This window comes from Streptomyces aureoversilis, assembly GCF_042657885.1.
GTDB classification, from domain to species: domain Bacteria; phylum Actinomycetota; class Actinomycetes; order Streptomycetales; family Streptomycetaceae; genus Streptomyces; species Streptomyces aureoversilis.
Genome location: NZ_JBHSKJ010000015.1, coordinates 53,331 through 76,378, shown reverse-complemented (window position 1 = coordinate 76,378; position 23,048 = coordinate 53,331). Strand labels below are relative to the sequence as shown.

General features: G+C 73.0%; 21 protein-coding genes. 18 read left to right on the top strand and 3 right to left on the bottom strand.

The genetic code is table 11. The annotated features are described in order from the left end of the window. The first annotated feature begins 289 nt into the window (after positions 1-289). The 9 genes from ACFPP6_RS24865 (at position 290) to ACFPP6_RS24825 (ending at position 10,057) form a co-directional block, all read left to right on the top strand. Entirely contained in the window at positions 290-1,087 is a 798-nt protein-coding gene (locus ACFPP6_RS24865) for an enhanced serine sensitivity protein SseB (RefSeq protein WP_382046723.1), read from the top strand. Positions 1,088-1,229: 142 nt separating this feature from the next. Then, a complete protein-coding gene (locus ACFPP6_RS24860) occupies positions 1,230-1,997 on the top strand; it encodes an enhanced serine sensitivity protein SseB C-terminal domain-containing protein (protein WP_336009266.1) in 768 nt (255 codons plus the stop codon). A gap of 280 nt (positions 1,998-2,277) precedes the next feature. Further along, on the top strand, positions 2,278-3,276 hold the full coding sequence (locus tag ACFPP6_RS24855) for an ABC transporter permease (protein ID WP_382046363.1): 999 nt from the start codon (positions 2,278-2,280) through the stop codon (positions 3,274-3,276). A 134-nt stretch (positions 3,277-3,410) separates the two neighbouring features. Further along, entirely contained in the window at positions 3,411-5,183 is a 1,773-nt protein-coding gene (locus ACFPP6_RS24850; RefSeq protein ID WP_382046360.1) for an ABC transporter substrate-binding protein, read from the top strand. 128 nt (positions 5,184-5,311) lie between these two features. After that, a complete protein-coding gene (locus ACFPP6_RS24845) occupies positions 5,312-6,310 on the top strand; it encodes an ABC transporter permease subunit (protein ID WP_168092087.1) in 999 nt (332 codons plus the stop codon). Beyond that, the gene (locus ACFPP6_RS24840) at positions 6,307-7,404 is read left to right on the top strand and encodes an ABC transporter ATP-binding protein (protein WP_382046356.1); all 1,098 of its coding nucleotides are present in this window, start codon (positions 6,307-6,309) and stop codon (positions 7,402-7,404) included. The genes ACFPP6_RS24845 and ACFPP6_RS24840 overlap by 4 nt, the downstream gene beginning before the upstream one ends. Before the next feature lie 11 nt (positions 7,405-7,415). Continuing rightward, positions 7,416-8,447, top strand: a complete 1,032-nt coding sequence (locus tag ACFPP6_RS24835) for an ABC transporter ATP-binding protein (protein WP_382046353.1) — start codon at positions 7,416-7,418, stop codon at positions 8,445-8,447. Between the two features lie 38 nt (positions 8,448-8,485). Further along, positions 8,486-9,145 (top strand): trimeric intracellular cation channel family protein, encoded by a 660-nt coding sequence (locus tag ACFPP6_RS24830; RefSeq protein WP_058046386.1) that lies wholly within the window; start codon positions 8,486-8,488, stop codon positions 9,143-9,145. Positions 9,146-9,223: 78 nt separating this feature from the next. Then, complete coding sequence (locus ACFPP6_RS24825; protein ID WP_382046351.1) at positions 9,224-10,057, top strand: thioesterase family protein; 834 nt, start codon at positions 9,224-9,226, stop codon at positions 10,055-10,057. Between the two features lie 33 nt (positions 10,058-10,090). Here ACFPP6_RS24825 and ACFPP6_RS24820 read toward each other — a convergent pair whose 3' ends face one another. Continuing rightward, positions 10,091-10,681 carry a TIGR03086 family metal-binding protein gene (locus ACFPP6_RS24820; RefSeq protein ID WP_382046348.1) on the bottom strand — a complete coding sequence of 197 codons (591 nt, stop codon included), beginning with the start codon at positions 10,679-10,681 and terminating at the stop codon, positions 10,091-10,093. 106 nt (positions 10,682-10,787) lie between these two features. On the opposite strand from ACFPP6_RS24820, the gene ACFPP6_RS24815 reads away from it, so the two are divergent. Both ACFPP6_RS24815 and ACFPP6_RS24810 read left to right on the top strand, forming a co-directional pair. Then, the gene (locus ACFPP6_RS24815) at positions 10,788-11,762 is read left to right on the top strand and encodes a helix-turn-helix transcriptional regulator (RefSeq protein WP_382046345.1); all 975 of its coding nucleotides are present in this window, start codon (positions 10,788-10,790) and stop codon (positions 11,760-11,762) included. 83 nt (positions 11,763-11,845) lie between these two features. After that, positions 11,846-13,015 carry a cysteine desulfurase family protein gene (locus ACFPP6_RS24810; RefSeq protein WP_382046342.1) on the top strand — a complete coding sequence of 390 codons (1,170 nt, stop codon included), beginning with the start codon at positions 11,846-11,848 and terminating at the stop codon, positions 13,013-13,015. Here ACFPP6_RS24810 and ACFPP6_RS24805 read toward each other — a convergent pair. Continuing rightward, complete coding sequence (locus ACFPP6_RS24805) at positions 13,008-13,640, bottom strand: N-acetylmuramoyl-L-alanine amidase (RefSeq protein WP_382046719.1); 633 nt, start codon at positions 13,638-13,640, stop codon at positions 13,008-13,010. The two genes, ACFPP6_RS24810 and ACFPP6_RS24805, sit on opposite strands and share 8 nt — an antisense overlap. 555 nt (positions 13,641-14,195) lie before the next feature. Here ACFPP6_RS24805 and mnmA point away from each other — a divergent pair. After that, positions 14,196-15,353: a tRNA 2-thiouridine(34) synthase MnmA gene (gene mnmA / locus ACFPP6_RS24800; protein WP_382046339.1), complete on the top strand. Its 1,158-nt coding sequence runs from the start codon at positions 14,196-14,198 to the stop codon at positions 15,351-15,353. Between the two features lie 47 nt (positions 15,354-15,400). Here mnmA and ACFPP6_RS24795 read toward each other — a convergent pair whose 3' ends face one another. Next, complete coding sequence (locus ACFPP6_RS24795; RefSeq protein ID WP_382046336.1) at positions 15,401-16,006, bottom strand: hypothetical protein; 606 nt, start codon at positions 16,004-16,006, stop codon at positions 15,401-15,403. 220 nt (positions 16,007-16,226) lie between these two features. Here ACFPP6_RS24795 and ACFPP6_RS24790 point away from each other — a divergent pair, with 220 nt between their 5' ends. From ACFPP6_RS24790 to ligA, 6 genes are all read left to right on the top strand, one after another. Then, positions 16,227-16,766 carry an LOG family protein gene (locus ACFPP6_RS24790; protein WP_382046333.1) on the top strand — a complete coding sequence of 180 codons (540 nt, stop codon included), beginning with the start codon at positions 16,227-16,229 and terminating at the stop codon, positions 16,764-16,766. An 18-nt stretch (positions 16,767-16,784) separates the two neighbouring features. Beyond that, entirely contained in the window at positions 16,785-17,483 is a 699-nt protein-coding gene (locus tag ACFPP6_RS24785) for an SDR family oxidoreductase (protein ID WP_382046717.1), read from the top strand. A 22-nt stretch (positions 17,484-17,505) separates the two neighbouring features. Further along, a complete protein-coding gene (locus tag ACFPP6_RS24780) occupies positions 17,506-17,946 on the top strand; it encodes a MarR family winged helix-turn-helix transcriptional regulator (protein WP_382046330.1) in 441 nt (146 codons plus the stop codon). 120 nt (positions 17,947-18,066) lie between these two features. Further along, positions 18,067-19,494, top strand: a complete 1,428-nt coding sequence (locus ACFPP6_RS24775) for an MFS transporter (protein WP_382046328.1) — start codon at positions 18,067-18,069, stop codon at positions 19,492-19,494. Positions 19,495-19,550: 56 nt separating this feature from the next. Continuing rightward, positions 19,551-20,552: a methionine synthase gene (locus tag ACFPP6_RS24770; protein ID WP_382046714.1), complete on the top strand. Its 1,002-nt coding sequence runs from the start codon at positions 19,551-19,553 to the stop codon at positions 20,550-20,552. Between the two features lie 8 nt (positions 20,553-20,560). After that, positions 20,561-22,846, top strand: coding sequence for an NAD-dependent DNA ligase LigA (ligA, locus tag ACFPP6_RS24765; protein ID WP_382046325.1), 2,286 nt, complete (start codon positions 20,561-20,563; stop codon positions 22,844-22,846). Positions 22,847-23,048 lie beyond the last annotated feature (202 nt).

Genomic DNA, 23,048 nt, shown 5'->3' with positions numbered 1-23,048 from the left:
CTGGGGGTTCCCTTCGGTGCGAGGACCCGGCGGGCCGGCGGGGCCGGCGGCGGCCGGAGGCGCTGCAGGGCAGCTGCCCGATCACCGTGTGACCTGCGGTGTCCCTGTGCAACCCGGTGACTGCGGTAAGTGCCGTGACCGGAGCGGACGGACTTCCGTACGGCCCGCCCTGACCTGGGACATCACCGGCGATTTCGGGAGCCGGCAGGAGCCGGCGGGGGTACAGCCGTTAGGGTGCATGTGCGGCTTCGTCGAGAGTGGTTGGGCGGCATTGGACGAGTTGGACGAGATGAGCATCCCCGGGCAGTACGGCTGGAGTCCGGCCCCCGGCGGCGGCGCGCCCGCGGCCGCCCCGCCCGGCTGGCCCGCCAATGAACTCGAAGAGGTGCTCGCCGCCTCCGTGGGCGTGCCCGGCGCGGGCCCCCGCATCGTGGAGGCGCTCGGCCGCAGCCACGTGTGGGTCCCGCTCCCGTCCGGCGGCGGTCCGGACAGCGCCGACCTCGACCTGCCCACGCTGGAGCTCGGCGGCCAGGCCTTCGTGCCCGTCTTCAGCTCCGAGGGGGAGTTCCTGAGGGTCGCCGGCGAGCGGATGCCGTACGCCGTCGCCCCGGCCGTCGAGTTCGCCCGGGGCCTGCCCCCGCAGGTGGGCATCGTCGTCAACCCCGAGGGCTCCGTGGGCGCCCCGCTGCCGCCGCCCGCCGTCGCCGGGCTGTGCCGGGCCGGCCGCACCGCCCTGGACGGGGATGCCACCGGCGGCCGCGTGCGGCTCTTCGAGCCCGACTGGCAGGACGAGCCCACGGCCTTCCTGGCGGCCGCCGGGCCGGAGTTCGCCGCCGCCGGGGTCGTCCGCACGGCGCGGCGCGCCCTCGCGAGCGTCGAGGGAGCCGATCCGGCGCTGTTCATCGGCATCGAGCTCGACCTGCCGGACCCCGGCAGCCGGTCCGCGGCGCTGTCCGCCGTCGGCCGCGCCCTCGGCTCCGCGCCCGTTCCCTGGCCCGTCCAGCTGGTCTTCCTGGACGTGGCGCGGGACCCGGTCGGCGACTGGATGCGGGACCGGATCCGTCCGTTCTACGACCGCGACCTGTGACTCCTCCCCTGTCCGCCCCGGCGGGCTCGTAAGCTGGTCGGACGACCACGGGCGCGCGACGGCGCTCCCGGGTCGCAGCAGTCAAGGCCGAGAGAAGAGGCGGACCCAGGTGAGCGCGGGCGCGGAGAGCGGCGTGGAGCAGATGCTGCGCCAGGTGGCGCCCGGCCGGTACGACGCGTACGAGGAGCTGCTGCGTTCGCTGGCCGAGGGCAGGGTCTGGATGCTGCTCTGGCACGGCCAGGCGGGCTCGCCCGACGCCCAGTACGGCAACATGGAGGTCGAAGGGCTCGGCTACGCCCCGTGCGTGACCTCCGCGCAGGAGCTCGCGGCCAGCGGCTGGAACCGGGCCCACGAGGTGATCTCCGGCCGGGACGTGGCGGAAGCCCTCTACCCCGGCCGCTGGGGCCTGTGGCTCAATCCGCACGCGCCCGGCGGCGGCGTCGGCATCCCCTGGCTCGACCTGCGCCGCATCGCCGGCGGCCTGGACCGGCTGCCGGCCGGCCCGCTGCGGGTGAGCGAGCCCGGCGTGGACATCCCGCAGTTCTACGCCCTCCTCGGGCAGAACGCCCACCGCACCCCCGCGGTGCGCTCGCTGCGCCGCGCCTGGGTGCAGCCCGCGCTCGGCACCGCGTACCTGGCCATCGGCCTGGACCTCTACGACAGCTCGCAGGGGTCCGTGGAGTCCGTGCGGCTGATGATGCAGCAGTCGGTCGGCGCGGTCCCGGAGGGGCTGCCGGTCTCCACGGTGGCGATGTCGGACGAGCACGATCCGGTCGCCATGTGGATGCGGGCCAACGCCCGCCCGTTCTACGACCGCGACGCCTACGGGGGCGCGGCGGCGGGCGGCTCGCAGGCCGCGCCGACGGGCTACGGATACCCTCCGCAGCCCCCTCAGGCCGGCGTCTACTGACCGCCGACGGGCCGCAGTTGTCCGTATAACGGAACTCCTCTCCACACATCACGGTTGCGCATCCTTTGCCGACCGGGTCTGGCGGGTGATCGCGGGGGCGTTGAAGACTCCCGCCACAAGGACTCCCGGTCCTGCGTACGGTCCCGCGTACGTCCTGTGCACGGCCTGCTCTGCGTGAACTTCCCGCACGATCGCACCTTTCGCACCAGTGATGTGAACCAGCCGCACGCGCGGCGGGCGTTGGGCCGGTCGGCACCGGCCGAGAGGGGTCCCTCAGACGATGACGGCACCACTGCACGACACGGGCGCGGCGGAGACCGCAGCCGTCGACGTCGCCGCCGGCGTCCCGGCCAAGGCCATCGAGGGCCGTTCCCCCTGGCGGATCGCCTGGATCAGGCTCAAGCGGGACAGGTTCGCGCTGGCCGGCGGTGTCGTCGTCCTGCTGCTCGTCCTGGTGGCGATCCTCGCGCCGGTGATCGTGAGCCTGCTGGGCCATCCGCCCAACGAATTCCACGAGGACCAGATCGACCCGCTGTTCAGCACCCCCAAGGGCGACTGGGGCGGCATCAGTTCGGACTTCCTGCTGGGCGTCGAACCGACGAACGGGCGCGACGTCTTCAGCCGCATCGTCTACGGGGCCCGGGTCTCGCTGCTCGTGGCCTTCCTCTCGGCCGTCGTCGCCGTCGTCATCGGCACGGTGTTCGGCATCGTCGCCGGCTTCTTCGGCGGCTGGGTCGACGCGGTGATCAGCCGGGTGATGGACCTGCTGCTGGCCTTCCCGCAGCTGCTCTTCATCATCGCGCTGGTGTCGGTGGTCCCCGACTCCCTCTGGGGGCTGACCGGTTCCGGCGTGCGCATGGGCGTGCTGATCGCGGTGATCGGCTTCTTCGGCTGGCCCTACATCGGGCGGATCGTGCGCGGCCAGACCCTCTCGCTGAGGGAACGGGAGTACGTCGAGGCGGCGCGCAGCCTCGGCGCGGGCCGCGGCTACATCCTCTTCCGCGAGCTCCTGCCCAACCTGGTGGCGCCGATCACCGTGTACACCACGCTGATGATCCCCACCAATGTCCTCACCGAGGCCGCCCTCAGCTTCCTCGGTACCGGAGTCAAGCCCCCCACGGCATCGTGGGGCGAAATGCTCGCCAGAGCTGTCGACCACTACGAGGCGGACCCGATCTTCATGATCATCCCGGGGCTCGCCATCTTCGTCACCGTCCTCGCCTTCAACCTCTTCGGTGACGGTGTACGGGACGCGCTGGATCCCAAGGGTTCGCGCTAGCGCCCCGCCCCGCGGCGGCTCCGCTCCGCCGGCTCGCACGTGTCCCACCGCCCCTGTCGGTCCGTCAGGAGGCTCCGTCCGCAAACCCGCCGCCCGCTTGCCCGGACGGCGACGAACACGGAGGTCGCGACACCTTGAGAACACAGAGAACTTCGAGGCGGAGGCCGGCCGCCGGGGCGGCCCTCGTGGTCGCGGCCCTGGTCACCACCGCCGCCTGCGGCGGCGGCGGGAGCAAGAGCAGCAGCGGGGACGGCAAGGGCGCGGGCTTCAACGCCGGCGTCGGCAAGCTCGCCACGGCCTCGGACAAGAAGGGCGGCGAGCTCAAGTTCATCGGCACGCAGGACGCCGACTCCTGGGACCCGCAGCGCGGTTACTACGGATTCATGTGGGACTTCGCCCGCTACTACACGCGGACCCTGGTCACCTCGAAGCCCGCGCCCGGTGCCCAGAGCTCCGAGGTCGTGCCGGACATGGCCACCGACACCGGCAAGCTCTCGGCCGACAAGAAGACCTACAGCTTCACCCTCAGGCCGGGCGTGACCTGGGAGGACGGCCAGCCGGTCACCGCCCAGCACATCAAGTACGGCATCGAGCGCACCTGGGCCACCGACAAGATCTCCGGTGGCCCCACCTGGCTGATGCAGGTCCTGGACCCGGACAAGACCTACAAGGGCCCGTACAAGGACGAGAGCAAGGACAAGCTGGGCCTGAAGGCGATCGAGACGCCGGACGAGAAGACGATCGTCTTCAAGCTGCCCAAGCCCAACGGCGACTTCCTGCAGATGCTCGCGCTGCCCGCCGCGGCCCCGGTCCGCCCCGACAAGGACACCGCCGAGCGCTACGGCCAGAAGCCGTTCTCCAGCGGGCCGTACAAGTTCGTCTCGTACAGCCCGAACAAGGGGCTGGAGCTGGTCCGCAACGACAAGTGGAGCAAGGACTCCGACCCGGTCCGCAAGGCCCTGCCGGACAAGATCTCCGTCACGCTGATCACCAACGCCGACGACATGGACAACCGGCTGATCAAGGGCGACTACGACCTCGACATCAACGCCACCGGCATGGGCTCGGCGGGCCGGCAGAAGGCCCTCAAGGAGCGCAAGGGCAACGTCGACAACCCGCAGACCGGCTTCATCCGCTACGCGGCGTTCCCCAAGACCGTCGCCCCGTTCGACAACGAGCACTGCCGCAAGGCCGTCATCTACGGCGCCGACCACACCTCGCTGCAGACCGCGCGCGGCGGCCCGCAGGCGGGCGGCGACATCGGCATCAGCATGCTGCCGCCGGCCGTCAAGGGCCACGACCCCGGCTACGACCCGTACAACATGAAGCAGGGCAAGCCCGACGTGGCCAAGGCCAAGGAGGAGCTGAAGGCCTGCGGCAAGCCGGACGGCTTCAAGACGACCATCGCGGTGCGCAACAACAAGATGCAGGAGGTCGCCTCCGCGGAGTCGCTGCAGGCCTCCCTGAAGGCCATCGGCATCGACGCGCAGATCGACAAGTACGACGGCGCGCAGAGCACCGGCATCATCGGTTCGCCCAAGAACGTCAAGGCCAAGGGCTACGGCATCATCATCATGGGCTGGGGCTCCGACTTCCCCAGCGGCCAGGGCTTCCTGCAGCCGATCGTGGACGGCCGCTTCATCCAGCAGAGCGGCAACCAGAACTACCCCGAGCTCGACGACCCGGCGGTCAACAAGCTGCTGGACGACGGCATCGCCGAGACCGACCCCGAGAAGGCCGGGAAGGTCTACCAGGAGGCCAACAAGAAGGTCATGGAAGGCGCCTGGTACCTGCCCTTCACCTACGAGAAGAACATCATCTGGCGCAGCTCCCGGCTGACCAACGTCTACACGGCCGACGCCTACAACGGCCGCTACGACTACGCCTCGCTGGGCGTCGTCAAGTGACAGTCCGTCCGCTCCGCCGGCGCACCCGCCGCTAGGCACGAAGGGCAGGTGAGGGCCGAGCGCGACGACCGGGGACGCCCCCCTCTTCCCCAGGGGGGCGCCTCCGGGCCGCCGCCGGGCCGACCGCAGTGTTCGCTTATATCGTCAGGCGGCTCTTCGCCGTCATCGTGATGCTGCTCGTGGTCATCCTGGTGACCTTCGGCATCTTCTTCGCGATCCCGAAGTTCACCGGATCCGACCCCGCGCTGATGTACGTCGGCAAACAGGCGGACCCGGCGGCCATCGAGGGGATCCGGCAGAAGCTGGGGCTCGGGAAGCCGATCCTCGAACAGTTCTGGAACTTCGTCACCGGGCTCTTCGCCGGCCGGGACTACGTCAGCACGGGCGACTCCATCCACTGCCCGGCACCCTGCTTCGGCTACTCGTTCCGCCACGAGAGCCCCATCTGGCCCGAGCTGACCAGCCGGCTGCCCGTCACCCTCTCGCTCGCCGGCGGCGCCTGCCTGCTGTGGGTCACCGGCGGCGTCCTGACCGGCGTCGTCTCCGCCCTCAAGCGCGGCACCGTCTGGGACCGCACCGCCATGACCGTGGCCCTGAGCGGCGTCTCCCTGCCGATCTACTTCACGGCCCTGCTCTCGCTCGCGGTCTTCAAGTACAAGCTCGGCTGGGTCGGGGGCGAGTACACCTCGTTCGCGGACGACCCCGGCGGCTGGTTCGGCGGTCTGATCCTGCCCTGGGTGACCCTCGCCTTCCTCTACGCGGCCATGTACGCCCGGCTGACCCGGGCCACCATGCTGGAGGTCCTCGGCGAGGACTACATCCGCACGGCCCGCGCCAAGGGCCTCGCCGAACCCGTCGTCATCGGCAAGCACGCGATGCGCTCCACCATGACCCCGATCCTCACCGTGCTCGGCATGGACCTCGGGGCGCTGGTCGGCGGCGCCATCCTCACCGAGACGGCCTTCAGCCTGCCCGGCCTGGGCCAGGCCGCGGTCGCGGCGATCAACGAGCGCGACCTGCCGATGATCCTCGGCGTCACGCTGATCACCGCCTCCGCCGTCGTCTTCGCCAACCTGGTCGTGGACCTCCTGTACGCCGTGATCGACCCCCGAGTGAGGCTCTCGTGACCACCGAACCCGCCCCGCACCCGGGGCAGCCGCCCACCGCCTTCCTCGACGTGCGCGACCTGCGCATCCACTTCCCCACCGACGACGGGCTGGTCAAGTCCGTCGACGGGCTCTCCTTCCAGCTGGAGAAGGGCAGGACGCTCGGCATCGTCGGGGAGTCCGGGTCGGGCAAGTCGGTCACCTCGCTCGGCATCATGGGCCTGCACACCGTCGGCCAGTACGGCCGCCGCAAGGCCCGCATCTCCGGCGAGATCTGGCTCGACGGCAAGGAGCTGATGACCGCCGACCCCGACGAGGTGCGGCGGCTGCGCGGCCGCGAGATGGCGATGATCTTCCAGGACCCGCTGTCGGCCATGCACCCGTACTTCACGATCGGCCACCAGATCACCGAGGCGTACCTGGTGCACAACAGCGGCGCGGACAAGAAGGCCGCCCGCAAGCGCGCCGTCGAGCTCCTGGACCGGGTCGGCATCCCGCAGCCGGACCGCAGGGTGGACGACTACCCCCACCAGTTCTCCGGCGGCATGCGCCAGCGCGCCATGATCGCCATGGCGCTCGTCAACAACCCCGAGCTGCTCATCGCGGACGAGCCGACCACCGCCCTGGACGTGACCGTGCAGGCGCAGATCCTCGACCTCATCCGCGACCTGCAGAAGGAGTTCGGCTCGGCGGTCGTCGTCATCACCCACGACCTCGGCGTCGTCGCCGAGCTGGCCGACGACATCCTCGTGATGTACGGCGGCCGCTGCGTGGAGCGCGGGCCCGCCGAGAAGGTCTTCCACGAGCCCCAGCACCCCTACACCTGGGGCCTGCTCGGCTCCATGCCCCGCATCGACCGCGAGCAGACCGAGCGGCTGATCCCGGTCAAGGGCTCCCCGCCCAGCCTGATCAACGTGCCGTCCGGCTGCGCCTTCCACCCGCGCTGCCCGTACGCCGACCTGCCCGCCGGCGGGGTCACCCGCACGGAGCGGCCCGAGCTGCGCCCGGTCTCCGGCGGCGGCGCCCCGGGGAGCGGCGGGCACTGGTCCGCCTGTCACCTGCCCGCGGAGGAACGGACCCGCATCTGGACCGAAGAGATCGCGCCGAAGCTGTGAAGGACCACGAGATGACCATTCCCGCGCAGCAGGCGGACGACGGGCCCGCGGCCCTCCTCACGGTCGAGGACCTGGTCAAGCACTTCCCGATCACCAAGGGGCTGCTGCGCCGCCAGGTCGGCGCGGTGCAGGCCGTGGACGGCCTCACCTTCGACGTCCGCACGGGGGAGACCCTGGGCGTGGTGGGGGAGTCCGGCTGCGGCAAGTCCACCATGGGGCGGCTGATCACCCGGCTGCTGGAGCCGACGGGCGGCCGGGTCGCCTTCCAGGGCAAGGACATCAGCCACCTGGGCGTGGCGGGGATGCGCCCGCTGCGCCGCGACATCCAGATGATCTTCCAGGACCCGTACTCCTCGCTGAACCCCCGGCACACCGTCGGCACCATCGTCGGAGCGCCCTTCAAGCTGCAGGGCATCGCCCCCGAGGGCGGGGTGAAGAAGGAGGTGCAGCGGCTGCTGGAGCTGGTGGGGCTCAACCCGGAGCACTACAACCGCTACCCGCACGAGTTCTCCGGCGGCCAGCGGCAGCGCATCGGCATCGCGCGCGCCCTCGCGCTCAAGCCCAAGCTCGTCGTCGCGGACGAGCCGGTCTCCGCGCTGGACGTGTCGATCCAGGCCCAGGTGGTCAACCTGCTCGACGACCTCCAGGACGAGCTCGGCCTGACGTACGTGATCATCGCGCACGACCTGTCGGTCATCCGCCACGTCTCGGACCGCATCGCCGTGATGTACCTCGGCAAGCTCGTGGAGCTCACCGACCGCACGTCGCTCTACGCCAAGCCGATGCACCCGTACACCAAGGCGCTGCTGTCCGCCGTGCCCGTGCCCGACCCCAAGCGGCGCACCAAGCGCGAGCGCATCCTGCTCAAGGGCGACGTGCCCTCGCCGATCTCGCCGCCGTCCGGGTGCCGCTTCCACACCCGGTGCTGGAAGGCGACGGAGGTCTGCGCGGCGCAGGAGCCGCCGCTGGTGGCGCTGGAGCCGGGGCACCAGGTGGCCTGCCACCACCCGGAGAACGCGCCGGAGGAGGCCCCGGCGGGCTGAGCGTCCGGAAGGGGCTTCCGGCTGAGTAAGAATGTCTGGTGCTCACCGACCTGTTCAGCCCCTCCGTCCAGCATTCGCTGGACATCGCCGGGATCTTCGTCTTCGCGATCTCCGGCGCCCTGCTCGCCGTCCGGAAGAACTTCGACGTCTTCGGCATGGCGGTCCTGGCGGAGGTCACGGCGCTGGGCGGCGGGCTGATCCGGGACGTGATCATCGGTGCCGTGCCGCCCGCGGCCTTCACCGACCTCGGCTACTTCCTCACGCCGCTGATCGCCACGGTGATCGTGTTCTTCCTGCACCCCGAGGTCGAGCGGATCACCAAGGCGGTGGGGGTCTTCGACGCCGCGGGGCTCGGGCTGTTCTGCGTCACGGGCACGGTCAAGGCGTACGGGCACGGGCTGGGCCTGGTCTTCGCCGCCACGCTCGGGCTGGCCACGGCGGTCGGCGGCGGCGTGCTGCGCGACATACTCGCGCACGAGGTGCCGTCGCTGCTGCGCTGGGACCGCGACCTGTACGCGGTGCCGGCGATGGTCGGGGCCGCGCTGGCCGCGCTGCTGCTCCGCTTCGAGGCGCTCGACGGCGCGACGTACGCGCTGCCCGTGGTGACGGCGTTCGTGCTGCGGCTGTTCGCGATGCACTTCCACTGGCGGGCGCCGCGCGCGTGGCACCGCCGGAGCGCGGCCTCGGAAGAGGTGTGACGGCGCGGCGTCACCCGGGTCGTTGATCCTTCACCTAGGACTTACCGACGAGTAACTTCCGGGTGTAGCGTGGCCGGCATGGCACAGGCAACCATCGGTGACAGCGAATTCGACCGCGACAGCGCACTGACCCTCCGCGCCCCCGGCGTCCACGACGTGGAACTCCCCACCGGGTGGAGCATCGGCGGCGCCGTCAACGGCGGCTACCTCCTCGCCCTCCTCGGCCGGAGCCTCGGCGCGCACCTGCCTCACCCCGACCCGTTCACCGTCACCGCGCACTACCTGTCCGTCACCCGGCCCGGCCCCGCGGTCATCCGCACCGAGACCGTGCGCACCGGCCGCGCGCTCTCCACCGGCCAGGCCTCCCTCGTGCAGACCGCCGCCGACGGCAGCGAGACCGAGCGCATCCGCGTCCTCGCCACCTACGGCGACCTCGGCGCCCTCAGCGACGACGTCCGCACCACGGCCAAGCCGCCCGCCATGCCCCCGTACGAGCACTGCCTCGGCAGCGAGCACAACGACGCCTCCCACCCCCTCGCCGAGATCGCCGCCCGCCTCGACATCCGCCTCGACCCCGAGACCGCGGGCTGGGCGGTCGGGCGGCCAGGCGGGCGCGGCGAGATGCGCGCCTGGTTCGGCCTGGCGGACGGCCGCCCCCTCGACCCGCCGGCCCTGCTGCTCGCGGTCGACGCCCTGCCGCCGACCACCTTCGAGCTGGGCATGACCGGCTGGGTGCCCACCGTCGAGCTGACCGCCCACATCCGCTGCCGGCCCGCCCCCGGCCCCGTCCGCATCGCCGTCACCACGCGCAACCTCGCGGGCGGCTACCTGGAGGAGGACGCGGAGGTCTGGGACAGCGAGGACCGCCTCGTCGCCCAGTCCCGGCAGCTGGCGGTGGCCCCGCGGCACTGACGGCCGGAGCCGCCCCGTGCCGCGGGCACGGAGCTACGCCACCTCCCGCCCCAGCCACGCCGCCAGGCGCGCGTACGCGTCCGCGCCCCCGGGCGCGGGCCGCACCGGACCGAACGGGACCTCCTCGCCCCGCCGGTCCGCCGGCAGGAATTGCTGCGCCCAGCCCAGCGCCAGTTCGGCCAGCTCCTGGTCCAGCGGGAGCGGGTGCCCCAGCGCCTGCGACAGGTCCCAGGCGTGCGTGACGCTCTCCAGCACCATGCCGGACGTCAGGTACACGGCCCCGGGGAACGTCCCCCACTCCACGCTCACCTGCCGCGCCAGCTTGGCGTCGTCCGCCCAGGCCGCCGCCAGCCGCGCCCGCCCCTCGTCGTAGGCCCGGCCCCAGGCGTCGTCCGCGATGCCCGTGGGCGGCTTGCTCCACTCCACCGTGCCCTTCTCGCCCAGCTGCGCGCCGTCGTGCACGCCGGCCACGAGGTGGCCCAGCAGGGCCCGTACGTCGAACTCCGCGCACGGGGTCGGGTCGCCGAGCCGTTCCGCGGGCACGGCGGCGACGAGGGCCGCCACCTGTGCGACGGCGCGGTCCATCAGGGGGCGGGGGTCGGTGAGGGCGGCCGTGCCGGTCATGTGCGACTCCAGGAGATCCGTCGGTTCGGGAACACGCAGAGCATCCCGCCATAACCTGACAACCGTCGTCAGGTTTTCTCGCGGGCCCCGGGGCATCCTTGGTCCCGTGAAATCCGACCGCCTGCTGTCGATCCTGCTGTTCCTCCAGACCCGCGGCCGCGTGCCCGCCCGCGAACTGGCCGACCGCCTGGAGGTGTCCGTCCGCACCGTCTACCGCGATGTCGAGTCCCTGTCGGCCGCAGGGGTGCCCGTCTACGCCGAGCGCGGCCGCCACGGCGGCATCGCGCTGCTCCCCGGCTACCGGACGGACGTCACGGGCCTCACCGCCGACGAGGCCCGCGCCCTGTTCGTCCTCGCGACCGGGAGCACGCACGCCGACCTCGGCCTCGACGGCGCCCTCGGCTCCGCCCTGCACAAGGTCATGGCCGCCCTGCCCGCCCCGCACCGCCCCGCCGCCGAGGCCACCAGCCGCCGCATCCTCGTCGACCCCGTCCGCTGGCTGAGCGGCCCCGGGGGAGGCCACGAGGGTGCCGACGTCGGCGAGCTGCAGGCCGCCGTCTTCACCGACCGGCGGCTGCGCCTGCGCTACCGCCACGGAGGACAGGAACAGCTCCGCACGTACACCGTCGACCCCTACGGCCTCGTCGCCAAGGCCGGCGTCTGGTACCTCGTCGCCGACCGGCGGGCCCGCCCCCGGCTCTTCCGCGCCGACCGCATGGCCGCCGTGACCGTCACCGCGGACGCGGTGCGCCGCCGCGCGGGCGTGGAGCTCGCCGACGCGTGGGAGGTGCTGCGGCGCGAGGTCGAGGAGCGCCCGGCGGACCTCCGGGTGACCGCCACGGTGCGGCGCTCGCGGCTCGACCTGTTCCTGCGCATCCTCGGCCCCCTCCTGGCCGCCCCGCCCTCCGGGGACGACCCCGCCGTCGTCGAACTCCGCCTGCCCGAACTCCGCGCCGCCCGCTCGCTGCTCTCCTTCGGCGCCGACGTCGAAGTCCTCTCCCCGGAGGAGGTCCGGGCGGACCTCGCGCGGGTCGCGGCGGCGACGGCCGAGCTGTACGGGGGCCGGGCCGCGGCGCCCTGACGGCGCCCCACGGGCAGGCGGCGGCCCGGGGGCCGGAACGCCCGGTACGGCGCCCGGCCGCGCCTCGTAGAATCGTCCCCACCATGGCCTACCTCGACCACGCCGCCACCACCCCGATGCTCCCGGAGGCGGTGCAGGCGATGACCGCCCAGCTCGCCCTCACCGGAAACGCCTCCTCGCTGCACGCCGCCGGGCGGCGGGCGCGCCGCACCGTCGAGGAGGCCCGCGAGTCCCTCGCCGCGGCGCTCGGCGCGCGCCCCAGCGAAATGGTGTTCACCGCGGGCGGCACGGAAGCCGACAACCTCGCCGTCAAGGGCCTGTACTGGGCCCGCCGGGCCGCCGACCCCGCCCGCACGCGCATCCTCGCCAGCCCCGTCGAGCACCACGCCGTCCTCGACGCCGTGCACTGGCTCGGCGAGCACGAGGGCGCCACCGTCGAGTACCTGCCCGTCGACTCCTACGGCCGGGTGCACGCCGACGCCCTGCGCGAGGCCATCGCCCGCAACCCCGGCGACGTGGCCCTGGCCACCGTCATGTGGGCCAACAACGAGATCGGCACCGTCATGCCGGTGCACGAACTCGCCGCCGCCGCGGCCGAGTTCGACGTCCCTCTGCACGCGGACGCCGTGCAGGCCGTCGGCCAGCTCGACGTCGACTTCGCCGCGTCCGGGCTGGCCGCGATGACCGTCAGCGGGCACAAGATCGGCGGCCCGTACGGCATCGGCGCGCTCCTCCTGGGCCGCCGGTACGCGCCCGTGCCGCTGCTCCACGGCGGCGGCCAGGAGCGCCAGGTGCGCTCCGGGACGCTCGACGTGCCCGCCGTCGCCGCCTTCGCCGTCGCGGGCGAGCTCGCCGCCGCACGGCGCGCGGACTTCGCGCGCGAGGTCGGCGCGCTGCGCGACAGCCTGATCGCGGCCGTGCGCAAGGCCGTCCCGGACGCCGTGCTCGGCGGCGACCCCGACCCCGCCGGCCGGCTCCCCGCCAACGCCCACTTCTCCTTCCCCGGCTGCGAGGGCGACTCCCTGCTGCTGCTCCTGGACGCGCAGGGCATCGAGTGCTCCACGGGCTCCGCGTGCACGGCGGGCGTGGCCCAGCCGAGCCACGTCGTCCTCGCCACGGGCACGGACGCGGACCTGGCCCGCGGCACCCTGCGCTTCTCGCTGGGCCACACCTCCACGGAGGCGGACGTCGCGGCCGTGGCGGACGCCATCGGCCCCGTGGTCGAGCGGGCGCGCTCGGCGGGCCTCAGCTAGCGGGCGCCGCTTCCCGCACGAGCCGCAGGTACCGGTCCCAGTCCCAGTGGGGCCCGGGATCGGTGTGGTCGGTCCCCGGGACCTCGGAGTGGGCGACGATGTGCGCGCGGTCCACGGGGATCCGGTAGCGGGCGCAGATCCCGGCCGCGAGGCGGGCGGACGAGGCGTACATGGCGTCCGTGAAGCCGCGGGGCCGGTCCACGTAGCCCTCGTGCTCGATGCCGATGCTGCGCTCGTTGAACCGGCGGTTCCCGGCGTGGAAGGCCACGTCCAGCTCGCGGACGGTCTGGGCGACGTGCCCGTCCTTGCGCACGACGTAGTGCGCGGCGGCCTCGTGCAGGGGGTCGCGGAAGACGCGGAGGGCGTCGCCGTAGCTGCCCTGGACGACGTGGACGACGATGCGGTCCACGGCGTAGTCGTCCGGCCGCTCGGCGCGGCGCCAGTTCGCCGACGACGCGGCGACCCACTCGGCGCCGGGATGATCGAGGGCCCCGTCGGTACGCGGCCTCTCCCTGCCGGAGACCCGCCACCACCAGCGCTCGATCCCGTCCCACCCGGCATACCCGGCGGCGCCGGCCCCCACGAGGGCGGCAGCGCCCCCGATCAGCACCCGCCGCCGCCCCATGTGCTCCGCTTCCACCCCGTACCCCCTGACGTGCGCGTCCCCTACGTGCCCGAAACGCACACGACACCGCCACCGTTCCACGACCGGACCGCCCCGGGGCCGCCGGGACACCGCCGGACCGCACTGCAGCGAAAGGAGGGCTCGGCGCCCCGGCATGTCCCTTCCGCCGCGACGGCGGGCAACCGGGACGGCGCGGTCCGGCGGTGCCGAGCGGCCTCGTGCCGGCCGGGCACCACGGGTGGGCGCCGCCGTGGGAGCCGTCGCCTCGGAGCGTCGGCAAGATCTCCCGCCGCGACGGCGAGCAATTGGGGGCGGCGTGGTCCGGCGGTGCCGAGCGGCCTCGTGCCGGGCGGGCACCGCCGGACTGCGCCGTCGTGGCGGTTCGCCGCCGCGGCGGAAGAAAAGCGCCGGGTCCGGCAGGATCTCCGGCCGCGACGGCGGGCAACCGGGACGGCGCGGACCGGCGGTGCCGCACGGCGCCGTCCGCCGCGCCGTACGGGCCCCGTACAAACCCGGGAGCCACGGCACCAGCCGCCCCCGTACCCTGGTAGGGCTATGACTGACTTTCCCGGTGCCCCCGACCTCCGCGCCCCCCGCAAGGGGCTCCGCGTGCTCGCCGCCATGTCCGGCGGTGTCGACTCCGCCGTCGCCGCGGCCCGCGCCGCCGAGGCCGGGCACGACGTGACCGGCGTGCACCTCGCGCTGTCCGCGAACCCGCAGTCCTTCCGTACGGGCGCGCGCGGCTGCTGCACCATCGAGGACTCCCGCGACGCCCGCCGCGCCGCGGACGTCATCGGCATCCCCTTCTACTGCTGGGACCTGGCGGAGCGCTTCCGCGAGGACGTCGTCGAGGACTTCGTCGCCGAGTACGAGGCCGGGCGCACGCCCAACCCCTGCCTGCGCTGCAACGAGAAGATCAAGTTCGCGGCGCTGCTGGACAAGGCGCTCGCGCTCGGCTTCGACGCGGTGTGCACCGGCCACTACGCGACGGTCGTCCTCAACGAGGACGGCACCCGCGAGCTGCACCGCGCGAGCGACATGGCGAAGGACCAGTCCTACGTCCTCGGCGTGCTGGACGACCGGCAGCTGGCCCACGCCATGTTCCCGCTGGGCGACACCGTCACCACGAAGGACGAGATCCGCGCGGAGGCGGAGCGCCGCGGCCTGGCCGTGGCGAAGAAGCCCGACAGCCACGACATCTGCTTCATCGCCGACGGCGACACCCGCGGCTTCCTGGCGAAGCGCCTCGGCAGGGCCGAGGGCGACATCGTCGACGAGACGGGCGCGAAGGTGGGCACTCACGAGGGCGCGTACGGCTTCACGATCGGCCAGCGCAAGGGCCTGCGCATCGGCCACCCGGCCCCGGACGGCAAGCCGCGCTACGTCCTGGACATCTCGCCGGTGAACAACACGGTGACGGTGGGCCCGGTGGAGGCGCTCGACGTCACCGCGCTGACGGCCATCCGCCCCCGCTGGTGCGGCGTGGCCCCCGAGGGCTCGGGCACGTACACCGCGCAGCTGCGCGCCCACGGCGGGGAGACCGAGGTGACGGCCGAGCTGATCGGCGGCGAGCTGCGGGTGGCCTTCGCCGAGCCGGTCCGCGGCGTGGCCCCGGGCCAGGCGATCGTGCTCTACGACGGCACGCGCGTGGTCGGCTCGGCCACGATCGCGACCACCGAGCGCGCGGCGGCGCGGGCGGCGCACAGCGCCTGACCCGCGGCCCGGCCCGCGCGCCCGGCGAGGCGCGCGGGGGACGTGCGTTACGACTTGGTGCGCATCACGTTGTTGACCGCGCACTTGCCGCTGACGCTGGTGCCCGCCTTCGGCACGTACACCTGGGAGACGTCCTGCGTCTCGGTCTTGCCGGGGCCGACGTAGGGGATGGTGCGGTTGCGGGTGCCGATGAGGGTGCCGTTGGAGTCGGTGAACTTCACCGAGAACGTGTAGGTGTAGTTGTCCGTCAGGCTGGGGTTGGTGACGGAGATCTTCGCGGTGATGCCGCGGGCGTCGCTGTAGTCACAGCTGACGATCTTGAGGTCGCGCGAGGCGCTGCCGCCGGTGCTGCTGCCGCCCGTGGTGATCCCGCTCGTCGACGTCCCGCTGCTGGTGGAACCGCCGGTGGTGAGGCCGGAGGTGCCGCCCGTGGTGAGGCCGCCGTCGGTGCTCGTACCGCCGCCGGTCGTGCCGCCGGTGCTGGAGTCGCCGGTCGTACCGCCCGTCGTGGTCGTGCCGCCCGAAGTCGAGCTGCTGCTGTGGTGGCTGGAGCCGCCGCCTCCGCAGCTGCCGCCGTGGCTGCCACGGGCTCCGGTCAGGGCGACGACGGCAATTGCGAAGACCGCGGCCGCGCGGACATGACGAAGCTTCACTGGTAACTTCCCCCGATAATTGGCTGGAAACAGCGCCTGTTGACGCCCGGCTGACGAGTGCACGTCACGCTAACAGCGCTCTTACAAGCCGCCAAACCAAGCCGCTCCCTGTGACGAACCCGCAACCGAACGGGGCCGTAACAGGGACAGCACAAGGACAGGAACGGTCCGAAAACCGCCCAGAGCGGCCGGACCCCCGCGGCCGCGTACGGTGGCGTCCATGAACATCGCCGTCTTCTGTTCCGCCGCCGACCTCGACGCCCGCTACACCGCCCCCGCCCGCGAGTTCGCCGGGCTCATCGGCAGGGGCGGCCACACGCTGGTGTGGGGAGGCTCCGAATCCGGCCTGATGAAGGTCATGGCCGACGGGGTGCAGGAGAGCGGCGGCCGGCTGGTGGGCGTGACGGTGGAGTTCCTCGCCGCGTGCGCCCGGAGCAATGCCGACGAGATGGTCGTCACCCGCGATCTCGCCGCGCGCAAGGCGCAGTTGCTCGCGCGGGCCGACGCCGTCGTCATCATGGTGGGCGGCACCGGCACGCTCGACGAGGCGACGGAGATCCTGGAGCTGAAGAAGCACGGGATCCACGACAAGCCCGTCGTCCTGCTCAACGCCGCCGGCTTCTACGACGGCCTCAAGGCGCAGTTCCAGCGGATGGAGGACGAGGGCTTCCTGCCGCTCCCCCTGTCCGAGCTGGTGTTCTTCGCGGAGGACGGGCTCGGGGCGATGGCGTACCTGGAGGAGTCGGCGGGTCTGCAGTAGCCCCCGCGGTAGGGCAAGCTGGCTCCCATGGCAACACATCTGATCACCGGGGCCGGCTCCGGCATCGGGCAGGCGGTCGCGCGCCGTCTCCTCGACCGGGGCGACGAGGTCCACCTCTTCGCGCGGGACGCCGGCCGGGCCAGGGAGCTGGCCGCCGCGTTCCCCGGCGCCCACACGCTCGTGGCCGACCTGTCCAGCCCGGACCGGCTCTCCTGGGCCCTCGACAAGCAGTCGCTGCCCGACCGGGTCGACACGCTGCTGCACGTGGCGGGCGTCGTCGACCTCGGCGACGTCGGCGAGCTGACGCCGAGGACGTGGAACGCCACGCTCGCCGCCAACCTGGTCTCCCCGGCCGAGCTGACGCGGCTCTTCCTGCCGCAGCTGCGCGTGACGAAGGGGCACGTCGTCTTCGTCAACTCGGGCGCCGGGCTGCACGCCCACGCCGGCTGGAGCGCGTACGCCGCGAGCAAGCACGGCCTGAAGGCGCTCGCGGACTCGCTGCGGGCCGAGGAGCACGCGGCCGGCGTGCGCGTCACCAGCGTCTACCCGGGCCGCACCGCGACCCCCATGCAGGCGAAGGTGCACCAGCAGGAGGGCAAGGAGTACGACCCGTCGCAGTGGATCGACCCCGAGTCGGTCGCGTCGACGATCCTGCTCGCGATCGACCTCCCGCGCGACGCGGAGATCAACGACCTGTCCGTCCGGCCCGGTCGCTGACGCGGCGGCGTACGCTGGCGGCATGAGCAGCAGCGCAGTGCAGGACACGGCGGCCGTCGGGTGCTCGGTCAAGGAGATACGGTCCCTGGTTGTCGAGCTCAACAAGCGCATGGACGCGCACCAGCGCGGCCGCAGCGCCGAGTTCGACCTCACGCCGACCCAGGCGAAGGCCCTGGAGGAGCTCGGGCGGCCGAGGACGGCGCGCGAGCTGGCGGCGATCCTGAGCTGTGAGCCGCCGAACGTCACCTATGTGGTGGACAAGCTGGAGAAGCGCGGCCTGGTCGTGCGCGAGCCGCACCCGCAGGACAGGCGGGCCAAGCGGCTCGTCCTGACCGATGCGGGGCGGGAGTTGCGCCTGGCGCTGCTGCGGCGCATCGGGTGCGACTCGCCGCTGGACCACATGTCGCACGAGGAGCGGGCGGTGCTGCGGGACCAGCTGGCGAGGGCGCTGGAAGGCGCGTAGGCCGCGAGGTGCGGGCACGAGGAAGCCCCCGGGACGGATGCCCGGGGGCTTTCGTATAGCTCTCGTAAAGTTATAGCTGTAATGATTGTCCGAGTAATCGATACAGCTTTAACTATTCTCATGATCGCTCAGACCCGCTCCTCCGCGGCCTCCTCCGCCGCACCGGCCCCGCCGGCCGCCCCCGTCCGGCCGGGGCCCGGCATCTTCACCCTCGCCCTCGGCTTCGTGCTGGCCTCGCTCGACGTCACGATCATCAACGTCGCCGGCCCCTCCCTCCGCGCGGGCCTGGGGCTCTCGCTGTCCGGCCTGACCTGGGTCGTCAGCGGCTACGTCCTCGCCTTCGCCGCCCTCCTGCTCCTGGCCGGCTCCCTCGCCGGGCGCTACGGCGCGCGCCGCACCTACCTCGCCGGGCTCGCGCTCTTCACCGCGGCCTCGCTGCTGGCCGCGGTCGCGCCCGGGGCGGGCGTGCTCATCGCGGGACGGGTCCTGCAGGGCGCCGGCGCGGCGCTGTTCATGCCCAGCTCGCTGACGCTGCTCCTGGCCGCCTTCCCCGGCGCCCGGGAGCGGGCGCGCGTCCTCGGCCTGTGGTCCGCGATCGTCTCCGTGGCCGCCGGGCTCGGCCCGGCCGTCGGCGGCCTCCTCGTCGGCGCGTTCGGCTGGCGCTCCGTCTTCCTGATCAACCTGCCGCTGGGCCTGCTCGGCCTCGTGCTCGCCCGCCGCGTCATCGCCCCCCTGCCGGGCCGGCCCGCCCCGCTCGCCGCGGCCGGCCACGCGCTCGGCCTGCTCGCCCTGGCCGCCCTCAGCTACGGGCTCATCGAGGGACCGGACCTGGGCTGGGCCGCGCCGCGCGTGCTGGTCCCGCTCGCCGTCGCCGTCCTCGCCGGCGCCGCCTTCGTCGCCCGCGAGCGCCGCGCGGCGGTCCGCGTCCTGCCCCGCGCGCTCTTCTCCGACGTCCGCTTCCCGGCCGCCAACGCCATCGGCTTCCTCTTCAACTTCGGCCTCTTCGGCGGGCTGTTCATGCTCGGCCTCTTCCTGCAGAACGCGCGCGGCGCGAGCCCCGTGCAGGCCGGCCTGGAGATGCTGCCCGTCCAGGCCGTCTGGCTCCTCGGCAACGTCCTCTACGCGAAGACCGGCCCCCGCATCGGCAACCGCGTGATCCTCGCGGTCACCCTCGCCGTCTCCGCCGCCGGCACCCTCGTCCTGGCCCTCACCGTCTCGCCCGGCATGCCGTACTGGGTGCTCGCGACCGTCCTCGCCGCGCTCAACGTCGGCATCGGCATGGCCTCCCCGGCGATGACCGGCGCCACCATGGAGTCCTCCGGCACCGAGCACTCCGGCATCGCGGGCGCCGCGCTCAACGCCAACCGCCAGATCGGCTCCCTTGTCGGCGTCGCCGCCGTCAGCGCCGTGCTCACCGCGGCGGACGGCTGGTACGCGGGCGCGGCGGCGTCCTTCGGTCTGACCGCGGGCGCCTACGCGGCGGCCGGGCTCGTCGCCTGGCTCGGCCTGCGCACCGGCCGCCGCGCGCCCCGTAGTCTTCCTGCGTGAGCGACAAGAGCAACAACGACCAGGGGTCCGGTGGCCGTCCGCCGGGAGCGGGGAAGATCTGGGGCGCCGGTGCGGCCACCGGCGTCGGGTCGATGCCCGGCGGCGACGCCCGCGAGGCCGCGAAGACCGTCACGGGGTCCCTGGAGGCCCTGCCGTACCTGCCGGAGCTGCCCTCCCGCGGCCCCGGCGCCGACATGATCGGGCGCACCACCGGACTGCTGGTGGACGTCTACGCGCACGTGGAGCCCAGCGGATGGCGCGTCAGCGACCGGCCGGGCCGCGACACCAAGCGCGCCCGCTCCTGGCTGGGCGAGGACCTGGACGCGCTGGAGGAGTACACGCAGGGCTACGAGGGCGCGCTCAAGGTCTCCGCCGTCGGCCCGTGGACCCTCGCCGCCGCCCTCGAACTGCGCGGCGGCGAGGCCGCCCTCGGCGACGCCGGTGCCTGCCGCGACCTGACGGCCTCGCTGGCCGAGGGCCTGCGGGGCCACCTCGCCGACGTGCGGCGGCGGGTGCCGGGCGCCCGCGTCGTGCTGCAGCTGGACGAGCCGTCGCTGACCGCCGTCCTCACCGGGCACGTGCGCACCGCCAGCGGCTACCGCACCTACCGGGCCGTCGACCGGGCCGTGGTCGAAGGCGCCCTGCGCGATCTGGTGGCGGTCGCCCGCGAGGCCACCGGCGAGGCGCCCGTCGTCCATTCGTGCGCCCCCGGCGTGCCCTTCGCGCTGCTGCGCCGGGCCGGCTTCCAAGGCATCTCGTTCGATTTCTCGCTCTTCACCGAGCGTGAGGAAGAAGCGGTGGGAGAGGCGGTGGAGGCGGGTACCGCGCTGTTCGTGGGCGTGGTGCCGGGCACGGACGGCTCATTGTCAGACCCTGCCGGTAGCGTCATGGGTGTCAGGACGCTGTGGCGCAGGCTGGGGCTGGCACCGGGGACTCTCGCGGAGTCCGTGGTCGTCACGCCCTCGTGCGGGCTCGCGGGCGCTTCGCCCGCATATGCCCGCGCGGCCCTCGCCCACTGCGCCCGGGCGGCGAAATCACTCGCAGACAACCCTGAGTGACGGCGCTCATGGATCAACGGGAGGACGAGACGGTGGCTGTCGAACAGCAAGGCGAAGAGCTCGCGGCGAGCTCCGCCGTGCCCGCGGAGGCGCGGGAGAAGCACGCACTGCTGGCCGAGCAGGTCGAGGAGCACCGCTTCCGGTACTACGTCAAGGACGCCCCCGTCGTCAGCGACGCCGAGTTCGACAAGCTGCTGCGCTCGCTGGAGGCCCTGGAGGAGGAGCACCCGGAGCTGCGCACCCCGGACTCGCCCACCCAGAAGGTCGCCGGGGCGTACGAAACGGAGTTCACGGCCGTCGCGCACCGCGAGCGCATGCTCTCCCTCGACAACGCCTTCGACGACGAGGAGCTGGCCGCCTGGTCCGAGCGCATCGCCAAGGAGATCGGCGGCGGCACGCCGTACCACTTCCTGTGCGAGCTCAAGGTCGACGGCCTCGCCGTCAACCTCACCTACGAGCACGGCCGCCTCACCCGCGCCGCCACCCGCGGCGACGGCCGCACCGGCGAGGACATCACGCCCAACGTCCGCACCATCTCCGAGATCCCCGACCGCCTCAAGGGCGACCGCATCCCGGCCCTCGTCGAGGTCCGCGGCGAGGTCTACTTCCCGATGGAGAAGTTCGAGGAGCTCAACGCCGCCCTGGTGGAGGCCGGCAAGCCCCCCTTCGCCAACCCGAGGAACGCCGCGGCCGGCTCGCTGCGCCAGAAGGACCCGCGCGTCACCGCCACCCGCCCGCTGCACATGGTCGTCCACGGCATCGGCGCCCGCGAGGGCTTCGACATCGACCGCCAGTCGCAGGCCTACGGGCTGCTGCGCGAGTGGGGGCTGCCCACGGCGGCGCACGCCCAGGTCGTGGGTGACATGGCGGACGTACGGAAGTTCATCGCCCACTACGGCGACCCCGACGTGCGCCACTCGATGGAGCACGAGATCGACGGCGTCGTGGTCAAGCTGGACGAGATCCCCCTGCAGGGGCGCCTCGGCTCCACCTCCCGCGCCCCCCGCTGGGCCATCGCGTGGAAGTACGCCCCGGAGGAGGTCAACACCAAGCTGGTGGACATCCGCGTGGGCGTCGGCCGCACGGGCCGCGTCACGCCGTACGCCGTGGTCGAGCCGGTCACGGTCGCGGGCTCCGAGGTCGAGTTCGCCACCCTGCACAACCAGGACGTCGTCAAGGCCAAGGGCGTCCTCATCGGCGACACCGTCGTGCTGCGCAAGGCGGGCGACGTGATCCCCGAGATCCTCGGCCCGGTGGCCGACCTGCGGGACGGCACGGAGCGGGAGTTCGTGATGCCCGCGGAGTGCCCCGAGTGCGGCGAGGGCCTGCGGCCCATGAAGGAGGGCGACATCGACCTCCGCTGCCCCAACGCCCGCGCCTGCCCCGCCCAGATCCGCGAGCGCCTCTTCTACCTCGCCGGCCGCCAGTGCCTCGACATCGAGAACCTCGGATACGTGGCCTCCACGGCGCTCACCCAGCCGCTGGAGCCCGCCGAGCCGCCCCTGCGGGACGAGGGCGACCTGTTCGGCATGACCATCGAACAGCTGCTGCCCATCAAGTCCTACGTCGTGGACCCGGACTCCGGCCTGCCCAAGCGCGACCCGAAGACGGGGGAGGAGAAGGTCGTCACCTTCTTCGCCAACCAGAAGGGCGAGCCGAAGAAGAACGCCCTGGCCATGCTGGAGAACATCCAGGTGGCCAGGCAGCGCCCCCTCGCCCGCATCATCAACGGCCTGTCCATCCGTCACGTCGGCCCGGTCTCGGCCGCCGTCCTCGCCCGCGAGTTCCGCTCCGTCGACCGCATCGCCGAGGCGAGCGAGGAGGAGCTGGCCGCCGTCGAAGGCGTCGGCCCGATCGTCGCCGCCGCCGTCAAGGAATGGTTCGCCGAGGACTGGCACCGCGAGATCATCGAGAAGTGGCGCGCCGCCGGCGTCCGGATGGAGGAGGAGGCCGCGGAGGACGAAGGCCCGCGCCCCCTCGCCGGCCTGACGGTCGTCGTCACCGGCACGCTCGCCTCGTACACCCGCGACGGCGCCAAGGAGGCGCTGCAGAGCCGGGGCGCCAAGGTCACCGGCTCGGTGTCGAAGAAGACGGACTTCGTCGTCGTCGGCGACAACCCCGGGTCCAAGTACGACAAGGCCATGCAGCTGAAGGTCCCCGTCCTGGAGGAGGACGGCTTCGCCGTGCTCCTCGCCGAAGGCCCCGACGCGGCGCGGGAAGCGGCCGTCCCGCAAGAGGGCGCGGGAGCGGGCGGGGGCGCGGGCGAGGACGAGAGCACCCACGACAAGGCGTAGCGGGCAGGGGGTGCGGGTAGCCCCTCCGCACCCCCCACCACCCGCGCCGTCACCCGCCCCACGCGGAGCGGCGCCGCCGGCGGAAGGCAGGTTCGCACACCGGTCGCCACCCCAGCGGAGTAATGCCCGCATAGTCAGTGGGCATTACCCCTACAGCGCATACCAGATGGCTACAAGAGGCCGGATCCCAATCGGGCAACCG

What these genes read in the sequence shown, in the direction of transcription:
- ACFPP6_RS24865 (WP_382046723.1), top strand. Translation starts at nt 290, where the DNA reads ATGAGCATCCCCGGGCAGTACGGCTGGAGTCCGGCCCCCGGCGGCGGC.
- ACFPP6_RS24860 (WP_336009266.1), top strand. Translation starts at nt 1,230, where the DNA reads ATGCTGCGCCAGGTGGCGCCCGGCCGGTACGACGCGTACGAGGAGCTG.
- ACFPP6_RS24855 (WP_382046363.1), top strand. Translation starts at nt 2,278, where the DNA reads ATGACGGCACCACTGCACGACACGGGCGCGGCGGAGACCGCAGCCGTC.
- ACFPP6_RS24835 (WP_382046353.1), top strand. Translation starts at nt 7,416, where the DNA reads ATGACCATTCCCGCGCAGCAGGCGGACGACGGGCCCGCGGCCCTCCTC.
- ACFPP6_RS24825 (WP_382046351.1), top strand. Translation starts at nt 9,224, where the DNA reads ATGGCACAGGCAACCATCGGTGACAGCGAATTCGACCGCGACAGCGCA.
- ACFPP6_RS24820 (WP_382046348.1), bottom strand. Translation starts at nt 10,681, where the DNA reads ATGACCGGCACGGCCGCCCTCACCGACCCCCGCCCCCTGATGGACCGC.
- ACFPP6_RS24810 (WP_382046342.1), top strand. Translation starts at nt 11,846, where the DNA reads ATGGCCTACCTCGACCACGCCGCCACCACCCCGATGCTCCCGGAGGCG.
- ACFPP6_RS24805 (WP_382046719.1), bottom strand. Translation starts at nt 13,640, where the DNA reads ATGGGGCGGCGGCGGGTGCTGATCGGGGGCGCTGCCGCCCTCGTGGGG.
- mnmA (WP_382046339.1), top strand. Translation starts at nt 14,196, where the DNA reads ATGACTGACTTTCCCGGTGCCCCCGACCTCCGCGCCCCCCGCAAGGGG.
- ACFPP6_RS24790 (WP_382046333.1), top strand. Translation starts at nt 16,227, where the DNA reads ATGAACATCGCCGTCTTCTGTTCCGCCGCCGACCTCGACGCCCGCTAC.
- ACFPP6_RS24780 (WP_382046330.1), top strand. Translation starts at nt 17,506, where the DNA reads ATGAGCAGCAGCGCAGTGCAGGACACGGCGGCCGTCGGGTGCTCGGTC.
- ACFPP6_RS24775 (WP_382046328.1), top strand. Translation starts at nt 18,067, where the DNA reads ATGATCGCTCAGACCCGCTCCTCCGCGGCCTCCTCCGCCGCACCGGCC.
- ligA (WP_382046325.1), top strand. Translation starts at nt 20,561, where the DNA reads ATGGATCAACGGGAGGACGAGACGGTGGCTGTCGAACAGCAAGGCGAA.